Raw genomic sequence first — 14,606 nt, 5'->3', positions numbered from 1 at the left:
TTTAACACCGGGGGACCGGCTATCCATCTCTATCTGGCGACCATCGCAGCAGGCAGTCGAAACCGTCAGCGCCGCGTCGGTGAGGGCCATCTAGGCGCGACCCTCCCAACCGTCAATGGCTTTTTGCAGTTTTGTTGCGACCGGGCGGCAAAATGGCGGAAACCCGCGGTTCACGGCATACTCGCTGCCGCACTGCATAAAGGGCGGCGCGGTATCGAGCAACCGCAGCCGGGCGAGGCGGCGTGAATCACCGCTGCGATTCCCCCGAAAAACGCGAATCTCGCGGCTCGCCTTCGGCGCGAATCGCGCCTAGCACCCGGTCATGACGATCGACGGGGCCGGCGAACAGGAAGCACCAGAAGGATTTGGCGCGCGCGTGCGCAGCGCGCTCGCGTGGCGCTGGGGCAGCCAGCTGGTGGCGCAGTTCATCACCTGGGGATCCACGGTGATGGTGGTGCGCCTGCTCGATCCGTCCGACTACGGCCTCTTCGCGATGAGCCAGGTGGTGGTCACCGCGCTCAACTTCCTCAATGGCTGGAGCTTCGCCAGTTCGCTGATCCAGGCCGAGAAGGTGGACGACCGCGAGATCGGCCAGGCCTTCGCGCTCCTGCTCCTCACGAATGGCGCGCTGGCGCTGATCCAGTTGCTGATCGCCCCGCTCGCCGCCGCCTATTACGGCCAGCCCGATGTGGCGGCGCTGCTGCGCGTCCAGGCGCTGATCTTCCTCGCGATCCCCTTCACCGCCCTGCCCACCGCATTGCTGGCGCGGCGGCTCGAATTCCGCGGCCAGGGAATCGCCAACCTCGTCTCGGCGATCGTCGCCGCGGTTACCGCACTGGCGCTGGCCTGGCTCGGCTTCGGCGTCTGGGCGCTGATCTATGCGCCGATCGCCGGCTATGCGGTGCGCGCGGTGATCATGTGCGTGGCGGCGCGGCTGTGGGTGCGCCCCGTCTTCGACCTCAGGGGAGCGGGCCGCATGGTCGGCTTCGGCGGCGCGCTGACATTGTGCCAGCTGTTCTGGATCGTGCAGAGCCAGAGCGACATCTTCATCGCCGGGCACGTCTTCAGCGTCCACCAGCTGGGCCTCTATTCCGAGGCCCTGTTCCTGACGCTGATCGTCACCGGGCGCTTCATCCCGCCGCTCAACGACGTCGCCTTTCCCGCCTATTCGGAACTGCACAAGGCCGGGCGCAGCCTGGGCCCCTATTTCGAGCGGACGATGCAGAGCGTGCTGCTGGTCGTCTCGCCGATCTACATCGGGCTGTCGCTGACCGCCCCCGAAGCGATCCTGGTGGTGTTCGGAGAGAAGTGGACCGGCATGGCACCCATCGTCTCCGGCCTCGCGCTGGTGATGCCGCTGATGGCGGTGCAGATCATCTGCTCGCCCACCGTGACCGCGACGGGCAAGGAACGCATCTACCTCGCCACCAGCATGGCCGGGGCGGCGGTCTTCGCCACATCCTTCCTGATCGGCGTTCAGTTCGGAGCGCAGGGACTGGTCAGGGCGTGGTGGGTGGCGGCACCCCTCCTGCTCGCCTTTACGCTGGCGCTGACGCTGCCGCAGATCAAGCTGCCGCTGCGGCGCCTGCTGCTGGCAGCCCTGCCCCCGGCCGCGGCCTGCCTGGCGATGGCGGGAGTGGTCGCGGCGCTGCGGCTCGTACTGCCGTCCGACATCGGCCCCGTGGCGACACTCGTCATCCTCGGACTTGCAGGCGCCGCGACCTATTGCGCGATCCTGTTCCTCGCCTGGCCCGACGTGGTGCGCCAGAGCCTGGCAATGCTCAGGCGGACGCCGAGCGATCCGCTGCCGCCGCCCGCATCCGTTTCAATGCCTGACGGTCGAACCAGTACCATAGCGGATTGAGGCGCGGCGCCAGCCGGCCCAACCAGGCCGGGTAGGTTTCGGCCATGACCCGGGGCAGGCCCTGCGGGCCGTGCGAGCGCATGATGGAGGTGATGATCCGATTCTGGAATCGCCGCAGCGCATAATTGGTCATGCGCTTCGCCTGCTGGCGCAGGCCGAGCGAGGTCAGGGCATTGGGGACGCAATAGAAGCCTGCCTCGAGGCAGCCGACCACCCGTTCGCTGCGCCAGTCGGCATCGCTGCCGAGATCGGTATGCGCGAGCGCCGCGATCAGGCCATCGTCGCCGATAAGGTCGTCGGGCAGGCGGATTCCGCTGGCACGAAGGCGCTCGACGAAAGCGCCGCGCAGGGCGTAGCAATCGCCGAACAGCCCGGCCTCTTCCGCCATCAGCTTGCGATAATGGGCCGCATTGCGCCCGTTCATAGGCGGAGCGGAGGCGGCATTGGCCTGCGGATGCGCCGCGAGGCAGCGTTCCAGCGCCGCGACGGACCCCGGCACCAGCTCGGCGTCACCGTCGACGAAGACATAGGTCGCGGCCCGTGGAGCCGCGTCGATGATGAAGCGGTTCCAGCTGCGCGACTTGCCGCCCTGCGCATATTCGACCAGTTCGACCCCGCGCTCGCGGTAACCGCGCACGATCTCCGCGGTGGCATCGCTGCTGCCGTTGACGACGACCGCGACCCGCACGTCGCTTTCGCCCGGCGGCAGGCTGTCGAGGCAGGCGGCGATCCGTCGCTCTTCGTTGTGGGCCAGGACCGTCACGAGGACCCGGCAGCTGTCGTCGGTCATAGGATGTCCGCGCAATCTCGACTTGCTGGGCATATAGCGCGACGAGGGCCGGCCGCAATCATCCGCGACTCGTTTTGTGCGACCGCCGGGTCGTGGTATTCTGGCGACAGATCCTTGGGATGGACGACATGATCCGAAGTCCGCTCTTCCGGTTGACTCCCATCGCCGCGTGGCTGGCGCTGGCGGCGCCCGCCACCGCGCAGGAGCCGCCCGGGGTCGATGACGACGCGGAAGCGGCGATCGCAGACCAGGCCCTCGATCGCGACCGCTACGAGCGGCTGACGATACCGGTAACGATCGGCGGCAATGGCCCCTATCGCTTTCTGGTCGATACGGGGGCTCAGGCGACGGTGGTATCGCATGATATTGCCGAAAGGCTCGCGCTGCCGCGGCGGGGACAGGCCATGCTCGTCGCCATCGGCAGCGCGCAGCGGGTCGATATGGTCGAGGTCGACGAGTTGAGCTTTGCCGACCGCTCCATCACCGGGCTGCTCTCGCCGCTGCTGCATGCCGGCAATATAGGCGCCGACGGGATACTCGGGCTCGACAGTCTGCAGGACCTGCGCGTGCTGATCGATTTTCGCGACGAGCGGATGCGGGTGGCAGATGCGGCGAGTCTGGGAGGGAATTCGGGCTACGAGATCATCGTCCGCGCCCGCAGGAAGCTGGGCCAGATGGTGATCACCGATGCGACCGTCGACGACATACGCATCTCCGTGATCATCGACACCGGCGCCCAGGGCAGCACGGGCAATCGCGCGCTGTTGCGCAAGCTGCGGGCGCGTGCGCAGGGCGAGATCAGTGCGACCGACGTTCATGGCGTGCGCGTGGTCAGCGACCTGTCCTATGTGCGCAATCTGGCAATCGGTGACCTGTCCATGGGCAATGTCCCGATCGGCTTTACCGACAGCCCCACCTTTCATGCGCTCGGCCTTGATCGGCGCCCGGCGCTGATCCTCGGCATCGCCAACATGCGCGTCTTCGACCGTGTGGCGATCGACTTCGCGCGGCAGCAGGTCCTGTTCGACATCCCCGGCAAGGCGGATCCATCGCGGGCCCGGGCGATGTTCACCGGGCGGCCACCGGGCCCCTAGCCGGCCTTTCTGCGCTCGGGCCGGCACGCATGCGGCTTGCCTCGCCCCGCCGCACGCTCCAAGGGTCGGCGACGATGCCACCCGATCACTCCAGCACGCAGTCGCCGACCGACCCCGAAGGCTGGGCCACCATCCGGCGCTTCCTTCCCTATCTCTGGCCGGCCGACAAACCGCAGCTCAAGCGGCGAATCGTCGGCGCGATGGGTTTCGTCCTGCTCGCCAAGTCGACCACGCTGGCGCTGCCCTTCGCCTACAAGCGGGCGATCGACTCGATGACCACTCCCGCCAACGAGGCGGCGATGGTCGCGCTGGCCTTCGTCATCGCCTATGCCGCCGGGCGTCTCGCCGCGGTGACCTTCGACAATCTCCGCAACATCACCTTCGAGCGGGTCGGGCAGGACGCCACCCGCCAACTGGCCGAGGACACCTTCACCCGGCTTCACCGGCTCTCGCTGCGCTTCCATCTCTCGCGCCGCACGGGCGAGGTGACCAAGACCATCGATCGCGGGACCAAGAGCATCGACGTGATGCTCTATTTCCTGCTCTTCAACATCGCCCCCACCGCGCTCGAGCTGACCGCGGTGGGGGTAATCTTCTATCTCAACTTCGGCTGGGAACTGGTCGCCGCGACCGCGCTGACCGTGGGCGCCTATGTTGCCGTCACGCGCAAGATCACCGAATGGCGCAACGATCTGCGGCGGCGGATGAACGAGCTTGACGGCACCGCCCTCGCCCGCTCGGTCGACAGCCTGCTCAACTACGAAACGGTCAAGTACTTCGGCGCGGAAGAGCGCGAGCGCGAGCGCTACGCCGATACCGCGCGCGCTTTCGCCGAGGCAGCGGTGAAGAGCGAGAATTCGCTCGGCCTGCTCAACATCAGCCAGGCGCTGATCATGAACCTGCTGATGGGCGGCGCGATGGGCTTCACCGTGTGGCAGTGGAGCAACGGCGCGCTCACCACCGGCGATCTGGTGCTGGTCAACACCTATCTCACCCAGCTCTTCCGCCCGCTCGACATGCTCGGCATGGTCTATCGCACCGTGCGGCAAGGGCTGATCGACATGGCGCAGATGTTTCGCCTGATCGATACCGAGGCCGAGGTGAAGGACGCGCCCGGCGCCCCCGCGCTTGTCGTGCGGCGCCCGACGCTGGCCTTCGAGGAGGTGCGCTTCGGCTACGAAGAGGACCGAGAAATCCTCCATGGCCTCAGCTTCGAGGTGCCCGCCGGAGCGCACGTCGCCATCGTTGGGCCGTCAGGCGCGGGCAAAAGCACGATCGGGCGGCTCCTGTTCCGCTTCTACGACCCCTGGTCCGGACGCATCACGATCGACGGGCAGAACATCGCCCGGGTCACGCAGCAAAGCCTGCGCGCGGCGATCGGCATCGTGCCGCAGGACAGCGTGCTGTTCAACGACACGATCGGCTACAACATCGCCTATGGCCGCGACGGGGCGACGCGCGACGACGTGGCCGCTGCCGCGCGCGACGCTGCGATCCTGCCTTTCATCGAGCGCCTGCCGGAAGGTTTCGACACCGAGGTCGGCGAGCGCGGCCTGAAGCTTTCCGGGGGCGAGAAACAGCGCGTGGCGATCGCCCGGACGCTGGTCAAGGATCCGCCGATCCTGCTGCTCGACGAAGCGACCAGCGCTCTCGACAGCCGCACCGAACAGGCGATCCTCGCGACGCTGCGCCGGGTTTCGGAGCATCGCACCACACTCGCGATTGCGCACCGCCTTTCGACCATTGCCGATGCCGACCGCATTCTCGTGCTCGAGCACGGCCGCCTTGCGGAAAGCGGGTCACATCGCGAATTGCTCGCGGCGCGCGGGCTCTATGCGGAGATGTGGGCGCGGCAGCAGGCGGAGAATCACGAGGAGGCGTAACGGGTCGCACAGAGGGGGGGCGCCCTTGTGCTGCGCTGCAACATAGTCCATAGGCGGCACCACTTTTCAGTGCGCCCGCGCGCGCTCCCCAAAACCTTGCAGGACCTGACCATGCTCGATCGCAGCGCGATTCACCGCGACTGGTTTTCCAACATCCGCGCCGACATGCTGGCCGGTCTCGTCGTCGCGCTCGCGCTCATTCCCGAAGCGATCGGCTTCTCGATCATCGCCGGGGTCGACCCGCGCGTCGGCCTCTACGCCTCGGTCGCGATCGCGATGGTGATCGCCTTTACCGGCGGGCGGCCGGGCATGATCTCCGCCGCGACCGCCGCAGTGGCCGTGGTCGTCGTGCCGCTGGTGCGCGATCACGGGGTCGAATACCTCTTCGCCGCGACGATCCTGATGGGCGTGTTCCAGGGCTTGGCGGCGTTTCTGCGGCTCGACCTGCTGATGCAGTTCGTCTCGCGTTCGGTCATCACGGGCTTCGTCAACGCGCTCGCGATCCTGATCTTCATGGCCCAGCTCCCGCAGCTGACCGGGGTGGGCTGGGAAACCTATGCCATGGTCGCGGCCGCGCTGGCGATCATCTACCTCTTCCCCCGGCTCACCACGGCAGTCCCCAGCCCGCTGGTCGCGATCGTGGTGCTGACCGCGCTGTCGATCTGGATCCACGCACCGGTCAACACCGTCGCCGACATGGGCGAACTGCCCCAGGGCCTGCCCTATTTCGCTCTGCCCGACGTGCCGCTGAGCTGGGAGACGCTCGCCATCATCGCCCCCTATTCGGCGACCATGGCGGCGGTCGGCCTGCTCGAAAGCCTGCTCACCGCGCAGATCGTCGACGACATGACCCACACCGGCAGCGACAAGCGTCGCGAGAGCGCGGGCCAGGGCGTGGCCAACGTGGTCGCGGCCCTGTTCGGCGGCATGGGCGGCTGCGCGATGATCGGCCAGTCGGTCATCAACGTGACCAGCGGTGGACGCGGGCGGCTGTCGACCTTCACCGCGGGGGCGGCGCTGCTGATCCTGCTCGCGCTGCTCGGCGACCTCGTCGGCCAGGTGCCGATGCCCGCGCTGGTGGCGATCATGATCATGGTCTCGATCGGGACCTTCAGCTGGAACTCGATTCCCAACATGACGCGCCACCCCTGGCAATCCTCGGTTGTGATGGTCACCACCGTGGTCGTGGTGGTCGCCACCCACAATCTCGCCTTGGGCGTGCTGGCCGGGGTGATCCTGTCGGGCGTGTTCTTCACCCACAAGGTGATGACCATGTTCGAGGTCGTGCGCGAGCGCGAGGGCGAGACCGCGATCTACCGCGCCAAGGGGCAGATATTCTACGCCAGCGTCGAGCGGTTCGAAGCCGCGCTCGGCCCCGAAAGCACCCAGCCCGATCCGGCGGACCACGTCATCATCGACGTGTCCAAGGCGCATTTCTGGGACATCAGCGCGGTCGGCGCGCTCGACAAGGTGGTCGAACGCATGCGCCGCAACGGCCGCAGCGTGCAGGTGCGCGGGCTCAACCGGGCCAGTTCGGATCTGGTCGACAAGTTCGCGCTGACCGACAAGACCGGCGTCGAGATCGGGCTAGCGCCTCACCCCTGAGCGGCGGCGAGCCGTTCGAGAAGTGCGAGCGCCTCCTCGGCACGGTCCGCGGGTACGAAGACATGGTCGTGGTTCAGCGCCGCGACCATGTTGCAGGCGATGCCGGCTTCCGCGAGCGCGCTCGCAACCGCCGCGGTAAGGCCGATGCCCTCGAGGTCGGAAAGGACCTCCAGCACGATCCGCGCGAACACCGGCGTACCGTCGGGTGCGAGTTCCGCAGGCACGATTGCCGAAACGCCCTCGTCCTCGCGGAAGGTGCCCAGCGCCGCGCCCAGCAGTTCGGGAGCCCGGTCCAGCGTGACCGAAACGAAGCACCAGCGCCGCTCGTCGAGCCGCGGGCCCATCTGCGCGATCATCGATCCTGCGTCGCGCACCGCGCCCGTCATCAGAGGATATACTTGCTGAGGTCGGCATCCCCCGCCAGCGTTTCGAGCCGCTCGCGCACGTAATCGGCATCGATCGTGATCGTCTCGCCCCGGTGATCCTCGGCTTCGAAGCTGATCTCCTCGAGCAGCCGCTCCATCACGGTCTGCAGGCGGCGGGCGCCGATATTCTCGACCGTCTCGTTGACCCGCGCGGCGAGCTTGGCGACCTCGGCGATGGCATCCTCGGTGAAATCGAGCGTCACCTCCTCGGTGCCGATCAGCGCCTTGTACTGTTCGACGAGGTTGGCGCGCGTTTCCTTGAGGATGCGCACGAAGTCTTCCTCGGTCAGCGCGCGCAGTTCGACGCGGATCGGCAGGCGGCCCTGCAGTTCGGGCAGCATGTCGGACGGCTTGGCGACGTGGAACGCGCCACTGGCGATGAACAGCACGTGGTCGGTCTTCATCGGGCCGTATTTGGTGGCGACGGTGGTGCCTTCGATCAGCGGCAGAAGGTCCCGCTGCACGCCCTCGCGGCTGACGCTGCCTCCGCGCACGTCGCTGACCGCGATCTTGTCGATCTCGTCGAGGAAGACGATGCCGTTGGTCTCGGCATTTTCCAGCGCGACGCGGGCGACGTCGTCCTGGTCCATGCGCTTGTCGGCCTCTTCGTCGACCAGCCGGTCCCAGGCATCGGGCACCTTGAGCTTGCGCCGCTTCAGGTTCGACTTGCCCATCGCCTTGCCGAGCATATCGCTGAGGTCGATCATGCCGACGCCGCCGGGCATTCCGGGGATGTCCATCTGCTGGCCGGGCTGTTCGCGCAGTTCGATCTCGACCTCGGTATCGTTCATCGCGTTCTCGACGATGCGCTGGCGGAAGGCCTCGCGCGTCGCTTCGCTGGCATTGTCGCCGACCAGCGCGCTGAGCAGGCGGTCCATCGCCGCATGGCTGGCCGCCTCGCGCACCGCCTCGCGGCGGCGTTCCTTCTCGAGCCGGATGGCTTCCTCGGCGAGGTCGCGCGCGATCTGGTCGACGTCGCGGCCGACATAGCCGACCTCGGTGAACTTGGTCGCCTCGATCTTGATGAAGGGCGCCTCGGCGAGCTTCGCCAGGCGGCGGCTGATCTCGGTCTTGCCGCAGCCGGTGGGGCCGATCATCAGGATGTTCTTGGGGGTCACCTCATCGCGCAGCTCGGGGCCGAGCCGCTGGCGACGCCAGCGATTGCGCAGCGCCACGGCGACCGCGCGCTTGGCATCCTTCTGGCCGATGATGTGCTCGTCCAGTGCGGCGACGATCGCCTTGGGGGTCAGATTGTCCATAAATTCCTCGGTCCCTCGAGCCTAGACGGTCTCTAGGGTCACATTGCCATTGGTGAAGACGCAGACGTCGGCGGCGACGGCCATGGCCTTGCGCGCGATCGTTTCGGGATCGTCTTCGTAGTCGACCAGCGCCTTGGCGGCGGAGAGCGCGTAATTGCCGCCCGACCCGATCGCGGCGATGCCTCCCTCGGGTTCGAGTACGTCGCCATTGCCGGTGAGGACGAGGAGATTCTCCCTGTCCGCCACGATCATCAGCGCTTCGAGATTGCGCAGGTACTTGTCCATGCGCCAGTCCTTGGTCAGTTCGACCGCGGCGCGCAGGAGCTGTCCGTTATGCTGTTCGAGCTTGCGTTCGAGCCGCTCGAACAGAGTGAACGCATCGGCGGTGGCGCCGGCGAACCCGGCGACGACCTTGCCGCCCTCCCCTATCCGGCGAACCTTCTTCGCATTGGGCTTCATCACCGTATTGCCCATGGAGACCTGTCCGTCCCCGGCAATCACGGTTTTGTCGCCGCGCTTGACGCCGATGATGGTGGTGGAATGCCACTGGGTCAGCCCGTGGCGATTGTCTCTATCGTCCATGCCGCGCGATATGGGGCGCGGCGCCGGCGGGTCAAGCTGTCGGCTGCGAAGCGCCCTATTGGCCGGGTCCGACGCCCGGCTGGGTGACCGCGCCGATATTGCCGAACAGGTCCTCGAGGAAGCTGCGCTCGCGGCCCAGCGTCGGCGTCGCATCGCCATCGGGGCTGAGATAGGCGACCTTGTCGATGCCCGTCTGCTCGGTCGACACGACATTGCCGGCCGGGTCGAACTTCACCGCGAGCACCGAGTGCTGCTGGATCCGCGGGCGGACGAACGGCTTGCGTCCGCTGGTGCTCGACACGTAATACCACGTCTTCTCGCCATACTGGCTTTCGAAGGTCGGGCGACCCAGCGTGCTTGCGACGCTCTGCTCGTTGTCGATGCCGGGCTGGACCGACTGCAGCAGCGTGGCATCGACGATGTAACCGCTCGGTTCGCGGATCGAGGCACAGCCGCTCACGGCGATGGCGCCTGCGCCGACAATGGCAAGGCCCAGAATTTTCGACCTGTTCATGGGAACAGCAAATCTCCGTCTTTCGGCAGGCGCTTGGCCGCGGGCCGTCCCCTGCCTATATGCTCGGCCAACGCCTTAATCCGAAAGCGTCGGCCCATGCAACTCGGCAATGGGAAGCGCTTGGGGATCGCGGCCTGTATTGCCGCTGAACGGAGTAGTACGTGTCCTTCCTGTCCCGCCTTTTCGGCACCCAGCCCGACCCGCGCGAAGAATGGCGCGCCCTGTGGCACAGAACCGTCGCCGAAGCGCGCGATCCCGACTGGTACCGCATGTGCGGCGTCGCCGATTCCATCGAGGGTCGCTACGATATGATCACGCTGGTACTGACGCTGGTCATGCTGCGGCTCGAGGACGAAGGCGGACAGGGTCCCGCCACCGCGCGGCTGACCGAATTGTTCGTCGAGGACATGGAAGGGCAGATGCGCGAGGCGGGGATCGGCGATCCCACCGTGGGCAAGAAGATCAATGCGCTGATGGAGAGCATGAACGGCCGCATCGGCGCCTATCGCGAGGGCCTGCGCAGCGACCCCAAGGTGCTGGTCGAGGCCGTCCGCCGCAATGTCACCATGGCGCAGCCCGACGAGGCCGAGGCACTGGTCCAGCGGATGGCAGCGCTGCATGGCCGGCTGGCGCGCACGAGCGTCGAACAGCTCCGGGCAGGCGAGATCGCGGCATGAGCGCGCCCGAACTCAGCCGGTTGGTGAAGCCGCGTGCACTGCCTGCCGAACCGATGGTGATCGAGGCGAGCGAAGAGGAACGCGCCGCGCTTGCGAAACGATTCGCAGTGACCTCGATCCCCGTGCTTACCGCCAAGGTCGAGTTCGGAACCAAGGACGAGACCGTCCTCGCCAATGGCACGCTGACCGCGACGATCGAACAACCCTGCGCGGTGACGCGCGAGGATTTGACCTACGAGGTCGAGGAGCCGCTCGCGCTGCGCTTCGTGCCTGCCGGATCGCTGCCCGAACACACACCCGACGAGGAAATCGAGCTCGACAGCGAGGACCTCGACGAGATCGAATACGAGGGCGACAGCTTCGACCTCGGCGAAGCGATCGCGCAGACGCTGGCGCTCGCCATCGATCCCTATCGCGAAGGCCCCGGCGCCGACGAGGCGCGCAAGAAGGCCGGCATCACCAGCGACGAGGAACAGGAACCGAGCGGCCCGCTGGCCGAAGCGCTGCGGGGTTTGGGGGGGACCAAGGAATAGGGCCCTATCCGTTGAGGACGGCCAGGACCTCGTCGAAATCCTGGCGCACGTTAACCTGCGTGCCGGAACCGAAGTTGAGGACCGTCGCATGGTCGCCCTTGGCGACGTAGAGGATGTTGGCGATCTGGCACGCCACCTCCGACCCGTCGCCGCGTTGGAAGATAACGAATTTCTGTCGCTCGGCCATCGAGGCGCCTTAACCCGCGAAGGGTTAACGGTGCCTTTAGGCTCACGTCCGGTACCAGCGGAATGTGGTGTGCTTAGCTGATCAGCGGTGGGATTCGAACGGGATCACGTCGTCGCGATCGTCCTACTGCGGGTTCCCTAAAGCCTTGGTGGTGCCCGTGTATCGGGCGTCCCAATACACTTCTCCGCTGGCGTTAAATGAGGTGTGGGCCATCCGGTCCTGTGGAGCGACGCCCCAGTTGACCCCACAGTTCCACCCTCCTTCGCGCAGCAGGCAGATACGCACGTCGACAGGCTTTTCGCAGCCATTTACGACGACGGCCTGGGTTTGTCCCTTGAAGGTCGAACTCGGCGACACGACCGGCGCGCTGACGCACAGGGTCGCTCGCTGGTCTGTCGATGCCTGTTCCGCCTTCTCGTCGACGGCAAGCGGTGCGTTCTGGCGGATAGCTTCGCACGCTTTCTCGTCACCCGCGACGCACTTGTTGTGCCGTGCAACCGAGGCCCGGTACTCTGCATCGATCCGCCGCTGGTTCGCCAGCTGGCGCTCGAACATTTCAGCGCGAGCCTGGGCCTCGCGCTGCTGGCGCTCGATGGTTTCGATCTTCTCGCGCTCCTTGCGCAGGTATTCCTCTGTCTGGCGCACCTGCTCGGCGTAGAGTGCGTCAACTGCTTCTTCGCTCTTGCGCTCGGCCTCCGCGCGCGCCAGCCGCTCCGCCTCGATCCGGGCCTGCTCCAGCTTTGCAGCCTCCTCCCGATCGTCGGCTGCCTCTCGGCCCTGGCTTGCCTGTTCGACCTCCTGCGGGCGGTCGTCCTTGTCGATCGGTTCCCCGCCCTGCGATCGGGGAGATTCGCCATCCTCCGGGTGGCCGTCTCGCGCGGTTCCGTTCCGCACGTCCAACCAGCGTTGGAAGGCAGGTCTGGAGATCGACCAATCCAGCTCGAACTCCTCGGCCATGATGTTTTCGAAGTCCGAGTAATTGCGAACCCATTTTTTCGCCGCGGCCAATCCTTTGTCGAGGTCCCCACGATAAACGTTGCAAGTCGACACGAAATCCCGGTTGGTCAGCGAATAGGTTTCGCGAACCCACTCGGTCCAAAAAGCCTTGGGGGCGTATTCGCTATAGGGAAGGTGCCCGGTCGCAGCATAGAGCGGGCCGAAACCTTCATAGGTCGGCTCCCCCCTTTTTCCGTAATAGATGCAGGCGAAAGTAGTGACTTTGCTGTCGTCCATCGGCTGATCGCCGTAGCTTACCGCTGGGTATTGCGCGGCGACCTGCTCTGCCGGGATGGGGTCAGCATGGGCGATGGTCGAGAGCGACAGCGACGATAGGAAAATGACTAGTCTGGTGCCCATGGGTCGCCCCCCGCAATGTAGTTCCACTCGTCGAAATCCGATTTTGGACGTCATGACAGCCGGCGTGGCTTGATATCTGTCCACCGGCAACGCCCGCCCGAAGCAAGCAAATCCTCAGAACGGAATGTCGTCGTCGAGATCATCGTAGTTCGAACCGCCGCCCGAGCTTCCGCTCGACGAACCGCCGCCCTGGTTCCAGCCGCCGCCGGAGCCGCCGCCCGACGATCCGCCACCCTGGTCCCACGATCCGCCACCGCGCTGGCCGCCGCCGCCGCCGCCCGAACCGCCCTGCGCGCCGTCGAGCATGGTCAGCGTGCCGTTCATGCCGCGGATTACCACTTCGGTGCTGTAGCGGTCGTTACCCGACTGATCCTGCCACTTGCGGGTCTGGAGCTGGCCTTCGATGTAAACCTTCGATCCCTTGCGCAGGAAGCGCTCGACCACGCCGACGAGACCTTCGGAGAAGATCGCGACGGTGTGCCACTCGGTGCGTTCCTGCCGCTCGCCGGTGTTGCGGTCCTTCCACGTCTCGGACGTCGCGATGCGCAGGTTCGCGACCTTGCCGCCGTTCTGGAAGCTGCGGATTTCGGGGTCTGCGCCCAGATTCCCGATCAGCATGACTTTGTTGAGGCTACCGGCCATCGAATCGTCCCTTCGTATCTGTTGGCGAAGGACCTAACCGAGGCTGCGAGTCGGGGCTAGGCCATGGACCGCCCGTTTCCACCGGACCGGAGGCGGTTTACGTCAGAGCCCCAGCGCGGTCGCGATCCAGAAGGTCAGCCCGGCGAAGACATAGGCCAGCGCGAACAGGTAGCCGACCATGAAGGCGGGCCATTTCCAGCCGTTGGTCTCGCGCCGCGCGACCGCAATGGTCGAGATGCATTGCGGCGCGAAGACGAACCAGGCGAGGAAGGCGAGCGCGGTCGGCAGGCTCCACAGGGCGGCGATCTTGTCGGTCACCCCCTCGGCGGCGACATCCTCGTCCTCGGCATCGACCGCATAGGTCGTTGCGAGCGCCGATACGGCGACTTCGCGCGCGGCCATGGCGGGCACCAGCGCGAGGCTCATCTCGCGGTTGAACCCGATCGGCTCGAGTACGGGATGCAGTCCGTCGGCGACCATGCCGGCAATGCTCGCATCGACCTGGCTCTCGCCCGGTTCCGCCTTGGGAAAGCTGAGCATCAGCCACAGCACGATGGTGACGGTGAAGATGATCGTGCCCGCGCGGCGCAGGAAGACATAGGCGCGGTGCCACAGCCCGATCGCGAGATCCTTGATCCGCGGCATCTGGTAGCGCGGCATTTCCATGATGAAACCGCTTGCCGCCCCCTTGGCGAGCGTGTTGCGCAGCACCAGCGCCACCACCAGCGCGCCGACGATGCCCGCGAGATAGAGCGCGAACAGCACCAGGCCCTGCAGCCCGATGCCGGGCCCCACCCTGGTTTCGGGAATGACCGCGGCGATGATCACCGCATAGACGGGCAGCCGCGCCGAACAGGTCATCAACGGGGCAACAAGGATCGTGGTCAGCCGGTCCCTGGGATCGGGAATGCTGCGCGTCGCCATGATGCCCGGAATGGCGCAGGCGAAGCTGGACAGCAGCGGGATGAAGCTCTTTCCCGACAGGCCGACGCCCGCCATCAGCCGGTCCATCAGGAAGGCGGCCCGCGCCATGTAGCCGCTCGCCTCCATCACGAGGATGAAGAAGAACAGGATCACGATCTGCGGCAGGAAGACTACCACCGAACCGACGCCGGCAAGCACGCCCTCGGTGAGGAAATCGCGGACGATGCCGGGTGGCAGGGTGTCCGTCACGAGGCTCGAGATCGCGCCGACT

16 protein-coding genes are annotated in these 14,606 nt (G+C 66.3%); 7 read left to right on the top strand and 9 right to left on the bottom strand.

All coding sequences use genetic code 11. The features are described 5' to 3' along the window. Together ACN4E0_RS09490 and ACN4E0_RS09485 are read left to right on the top strand one after the other, a co-directional pair. Window positions 1-246: hypothetical protein (locus ACN4E0_RS09490; RefSeq protein ID WP_419567394.1), on the top strand; the 246-nt coding region annotated here is incomplete at its 5' end. A 76-nt stretch (window positions 247-322) separates the two neighbouring features. Further along, complete coding sequence (locus ACN4E0_RS09485; protein WP_419567393.1) at window positions 323-1,864, top strand: lipopolysaccharide biosynthesis protein; 1,542 nt, start codon at window positions 323-325, stop codon at window positions 1,862-1,864. Here the strand turns inward: ACN4E0_RS09485 and ACN4E0_RS09480 are convergent. After that, a complete protein-coding gene (locus ACN4E0_RS09480; RefSeq protein ID WP_419567392.1) occupies window positions 1,782-2,654 on the bottom strand; it encodes a glycosyltransferase family A protein in 873 nt (290 codons plus the stop codon). The two genes, ACN4E0_RS09485 and ACN4E0_RS09480, sit on opposite strands and share 83 nt — an antisense overlap. A gap of 128 nt (window positions 2,655-2,782) precedes the next feature. On the opposite strand from ACN4E0_RS09480, the gene ACN4E0_RS09475 reads away from it, so the two are divergent. The 3 genes from ACN4E0_RS09475 to ACN4E0_RS09465 all read left to right on the top strand — a co-directional run bounded on the left by ACN4E0_RS09475 (window position 2,783) and on the right by ACN4E0_RS09465 (window position 7,236). After that, window positions 2,783-3,748 carry a retroviral-like aspartic protease family protein gene (locus tag ACN4E0_RS09475; RefSeq protein ID WP_419567391.1) on the top strand — a complete coding sequence of 322 codons (966 nt, stop codon included), beginning with the start codon at window positions 2,783-2,785 and terminating at the stop codon, window positions 3,746-3,748. Window positions 3,749-3,822: 74 nt separating this feature from the next. Continuing rightward, window positions 3,823-5,631 (top strand): ABCB family ABC transporter ATP-binding protein/permease, encoded by a 1,809-nt coding sequence (locus ACN4E0_RS09470; RefSeq protein ID WP_419567389.1) that lies wholly within the window; start codon window positions 3,823-3,825, stop codon window positions 5,629-5,631. A 111-nt stretch (window positions 5,632-5,742) separates the two neighbouring features. Further along, window positions 5,743-7,236: a SulP family inorganic anion transporter gene (locus ACN4E0_RS09465; RefSeq protein WP_419567387.1), complete on the top strand. Its 1,494-nt coding sequence runs from the start codon at window positions 5,743-5,745 to the stop codon at window positions 7,234-7,236. Here ACN4E0_RS09465 and ACN4E0_RS09460 read toward each other — a convergent pair. From ACN4E0_RS09460 to ACN4E0_RS09445, 4 genes are read right to left on the bottom strand one after another with little or no spacing between them, the layout of a single operon-like run. Continuing rightward, complete coding sequence (locus ACN4E0_RS09460) at window positions 7,227-7,622, bottom strand: ACT domain-containing protein (protein ID WP_419567385.1); 396 nt, start codon at window positions 7,620-7,622, stop codon at window positions 7,227-7,229. The genes ACN4E0_RS09465 and ACN4E0_RS09460 overlap by 10 nt on opposite strands. Beyond that, complete coding sequence (gene hslU / locus ACN4E0_RS09455; RefSeq protein ID WP_419567383.1) at window positions 7,622-8,920, bottom strand: ATP-dependent protease ATPase subunit HslU; 1,299 nt, start codon at window positions 8,918-8,920, stop codon at window positions 7,622-7,624. The genes ACN4E0_RS09460 and hslU overlap by 1 nt, the downstream gene beginning before the upstream one ends. A 21-nt stretch (window positions 8,921-8,941) precedes the next feature. Continuing rightward, on the bottom strand, window positions 8,942-9,502 hold the full coding sequence (hslV, locus tag ACN4E0_RS09450) for an ATP-dependent protease subunit HslV (protein WP_419567382.1): 561 nt from the start codon (window positions 9,500-9,502) through the stop codon (window positions 8,942-8,944). A gap of 55 nt (window positions 9,503-9,557) precedes the next feature. Then, the gene (locus ACN4E0_RS09445) at window positions 9,558-10,016 is read right to left on the bottom strand and encodes an outer membrane protein assembly factor BamE (protein WP_419567380.1); all 459 of its coding nucleotides are present in this window, start codon (window positions 10,014-10,016) and stop codon (window positions 9,558-9,560) included. A gap of 161 nt (window positions 10,017-10,177) precedes the next feature. Between ACN4E0_RS09445 and ACN4E0_RS09440 the strand changes: the two genes are divergently transcribed. Beyond that, window positions 10,178-10,693: a ubiquinol-cytochrome C chaperone family protein gene (locus ACN4E0_RS09440; protein WP_419567379.1), complete on the top strand. Its 516-nt coding sequence runs from the start codon at window positions 10,178-10,180 to the stop codon at window positions 10,691-10,693. Next, a complete protein-coding gene (locus tag ACN4E0_RS09435; protein WP_419567377.1) occupies window positions 10,690-11,226 on the top strand; it encodes a YceD family protein in 537 nt (178 codons plus the stop codon). The genes ACN4E0_RS09440 and ACN4E0_RS09435 overlap by 4 nt, the downstream gene beginning before the upstream one ends. A 4-nt stretch (window positions 11,227-11,230) precedes the next feature. Here the strand turns inward: ACN4E0_RS09435 and ACN4E0_RS09430 are convergent, their stop codons facing one another. The 4 genes from ACN4E0_RS09430 to feoB form a co-directional block, all read right to left on the bottom strand. Beyond that, window positions 11,231-11,413 carry a hypothetical protein gene (locus tag ACN4E0_RS09430; RefSeq protein ID WP_419567376.1) on the bottom strand — a complete coding sequence of 61 codons (183 nt, stop codon included), beginning with the start codon at window positions 11,411-11,413 and terminating at the stop codon, window positions 11,231-11,233. A gap of 123 nt (window positions 11,414-11,536) precedes the next feature. After that, on the bottom strand, window positions 11,537-12,769 hold the full coding sequence (locus ACN4E0_RS09425) for a hypothetical protein (protein WP_419567374.1): 1,233 nt from the start codon (window positions 12,767-12,769) through the stop codon (window positions 11,537-11,539). 114 nt (window positions 12,770-12,883) lie between these two features. Then, entirely contained in the window at window positions 12,884-13,411 is a 528-nt protein-coding gene (ssb, locus tag ACN4E0_RS09420; protein ID WP_419567373.1) for a single-stranded DNA-binding protein, read from the bottom strand. 102 nt (window positions 13,412-13,513) lie between these two features. Next, window positions 13,514-14,606: ferrous iron transporter B (gene feoB / locus ACN4E0_RS09415; protein ID WP_419567372.1), on the bottom strand; the 1,093-nt coding region annotated here is incomplete at its 5' end.

Source organism: Qipengyuania sp. (genome assembly GCF_048550555.1).
Taxonomy (GTDB): domain Bacteria; phylum Pseudomonadota; class Alphaproteobacteria; order Sphingomonadales; family Sphingomonadaceae; genus Qipengyuania.
The sequence above is the reverse complement of the archived record's forward strand: the minus strand, read 5'-3'. Positions and strand labels throughout refer to the sequence as shown.

Coding starts and splice junctions, on each gene's coding strand:
- ACN4E0_RS09485 (WP_419567393.1), top strand. CDS start 323: ATGACGATCGACGGGGCCGGCGAACAGGAAGCACCAGAAGGATTTGGC.
- ACN4E0_RS09480 (WP_419567392.1), bottom strand. CDS start 2,654: ATGACCGACGACAGCTGCCGGGTCCTCGTGACGGTCCTGGCCCACAAC.
- ACN4E0_RS09475 (WP_419567391.1), top strand. CDS start 2,783: ATGATCCGAAGTCCGCTCTTCCGGTTGACTCCCATCGCCGCGTGGCTG.
- ACN4E0_RS09470 (WP_419567389.1), top strand. CDS start 3,823: ATGCCACCCGATCACTCCAGCACGCAGTCGCCGACCGACCCCGAAGGC.
- ACN4E0_RS09465 (WP_419567387.1), top strand. CDS start 5,743: ATGCTCGATCGCAGCGCGATTCACCGCGACTGGTTTTCCAACATCCGC.
- ACN4E0_RS09460 (WP_419567385.1), bottom strand. CDS start 7,622: ATGACGGGCGCGGTGCGCGACGCAGGATCGATGATCGCGCAGATGGGC.
- hslU (WP_419567383.1), bottom strand. CDS start 8,920: ATGGACAATCTGACCCCCAAGGCGATCGTCGCCGCACTGGACGAGCAC.
- hslV (WP_419567382.1), bottom strand. CDS start 9,502: ATGGACGATAGAGACAATCGCCACGGGCTGACCCAGTGGCATTCCACC.
- ACN4E0_RS09445 (WP_419567380.1), bottom strand. CDS start 10,016: ATGAACAGGTCGAAAATTCTGGGCCTTGCCATTGTCGGCGCAGGCGCC.
- ACN4E0_RS09435 (WP_419567377.1), top strand. CDS start 10,690: ATGAGCGCGCCCGAACTCAGCCGGTTGGTGAAGCCGCGTGCACTGCCT.
- ACN4E0_RS09430 (WP_419567376.1), bottom strand. CDS start 11,413: ATGGCCGAGCGACAGAAATTCGTTATCTTCCAACGCGGCGACGGGTCG.
- ACN4E0_RS09425 (WP_419567374.1), bottom strand. CDS start 12,769: ATGGGCACCAGACTAGTCATTTTCCTATCGTCGCTGTCGCTCTCGACC.
- ssb (WP_419567373.1), bottom strand. CDS start 13,411: ATGGCCGGTAGCCTCAACAAAGTCATGCTGATCGGGAATCTGGGCGCA.